2 protein-coding genes are annotated in these 2,053 nt (G+C 45.2%); both read left to right on the forward strand.

The genetic code is table 11. The features are described 5' to 3' along the window. Nucleotides 1–1,605 (forward strand): TonB-dependent siderophore receptor (locus A2517_RS07295; RefSeq protein ID WP_294895597.1); only part of this gene is annotated, 1,605 nt, incomplete at its 5' end. After that, entirely contained in the window at nucleotides 1,605–1,949 is a 345-nt protein-coding gene (locus tag A2517_RS07300) for a DUF4430 domain-containing protein (protein WP_294895599.1), read from the forward strand. The genes A2517_RS07295 and A2517_RS07300, both read left to right, overlap by 1 nt. The last annotated feature ends 104 nt before the right edge of the window (nucleotides 1,950–2,053 follow it).

Below are 2,053 nucleotides of genomic sequence, written 5' to 3' on the forward strand. Positions count from 1 at the left end.
GGAACGACACAGGAAGTTTTTGTGCGCGGTATGGATACTAATAAAGTATTGGTTTTGATCAACGGTATCCGCTATCAGGATCCCTCGAGTACAAGCGGAGCCAATTTCGCCCACCTTCTTATAAGCGACATCGAGCAGATCGAACTTATAAAAGGGGCTCAAAGCGGAATATGGGGAGCGGATGCGAGTGCCGGAGTTATCAACATTATCACCAAAAGCGCGGAAGCGGGGACCCATACCGGTGCGAATGTTGAATACGGAAGTTTTGCCACCGCAAAGTGGGGGGGATTTCTTTCTCATAAAACGGATAAATATGATTTCAAAATTTCGTTTGACCGTCTAATGAGCAACAGTTTTACCGCACAGGCACCTAAAGGGGAGAATATTGACCGATACGAAAAAGATCCCTATGCCAATACCACCCTCAATCTTAATGCCCATTACAATCCGACGTCTGAGGATACATTCGGTATCAGCTATACCGACATTAACGCATTGGGCAGTTATGACAGCTATAACGCTCCAAACAGTGTAGAACACAGTGATGTGAGAACCCGACTTTACGGGGCAACCTATGACAAAGCCTATCATAACCATACCCTTTCGACCAAAGCAAATCTTTCAAAATTCAGACGTGATGAGCTTGATACCAGCTACGGCGTAAAAGTATTTAACGGGCAAACCCAAGAGGTTGAGCTGCGCGACCACTTTCGCTACAGCGGGAATGATTTCATTGTTGCCGGTCTCTCCAAAAAATGGGATAAAATCGATTTTATCCAAGCCGATTCAACGACGGGAGCAAAATCGGTTTCATCGAAAGCGGTGTTCGTGACCAACTTCAATACCTTCGGCGATTTGATTCTAACAGAGAGTTTGCGACGGGACGACTACAGCAGCTTCCATGCCAAAACAACCGGTAAAATAGGGGCAAAATATATACTTTCGGAGGATATGTATGTCGGCGGAAATTACGGAACGTCCTATACGGCACCTAATCTCATCCAAATATTTAATCCGTGGGGTGCGTCCAATGATACTCTCAGCCCCGAAAACACGAAAAGCTATGATCTCACGCTCGGGTATAAAAGTATCACGCTCACCTATTTCGAAAATCGGGTAAAAGATTTGATCGAGTGGTATGATCCGACCCCTCTGAACTGGTTCAATAATGACCCCTATTACAAAAATTTAAACGGAATCAGTACCTTTAAAGGGTACGAGGTCACTTTTCGGCACACTCTTTTGGATTCGTTCGTACTGAATGCTGACTATACCCATCTTGCACACTTTGTCGATAAAGACGGGAAAGATTTAAAACGCCGCCCCAAACGCGAAGCTAAAGTTTCACTCAACTATTATGGAATCGACGATTTGAGTATGGGAATAAACGCCCACTATGTAGGGACACGCTACGATCAGGCGGATCAGCAAGGGGAACAAACCGGACGTTATACCCTTTTTAATTTTGTACTTAACTACAATCTGACCGATTCTATCCAACTCTACGGTAAAATTGATAATCTTACCGACAAATACTATCAAAGTGTAGACGGATACGCATCGTCGCCGCGAGGATACTATGCAGGGATGAAGGTCATTTTTTGATGAAACTCATTGTACTATCTGTTCTTTTAGCACTGCATTGTTGGGGGGAGAATCTTACGGTTACCCTCCATTACGGTGATGCAAAACCCGATAAAGTCATCGAAACGGCCTATTCACCCGGCATGAGCGCATTGGACGTTCTTAAACGGATCAGTCGTGTAGAGACGAGCAAAACGGGACAGTACCGTTTCGTCCGTTCCATCGACGGTGTTCAATCGCAGATCGGAAAATTCGGATGGTTTTATCTCATTGACGGAGAATCGGTTCATACAACGGCGGAGAATTTCATTTTGAACGATGCACAAACCATGACATGGATTTACAAGGTAGAAGCATGTTATTGAAAGTTTTGGCTACGGTTTTGGTATGGGGGAATCTTTGGGGAGCCGAGAGGATCATTGCCCTCAGCCCCGCCATCAACGAAACGCTCTATGCTCTGGGTGCGGGA

The organism is Sulfuricurvum sp. RIFOXYD12_FULL_44_77, assembly GCF_001830725.1.
Lineage (GTDB): Bacteria > Campylobacterota > Campylobacteria > Campylobacterales > Sulfurimonadaceae > Sulfuricurvum > Sulfuricurvum kujiense_A.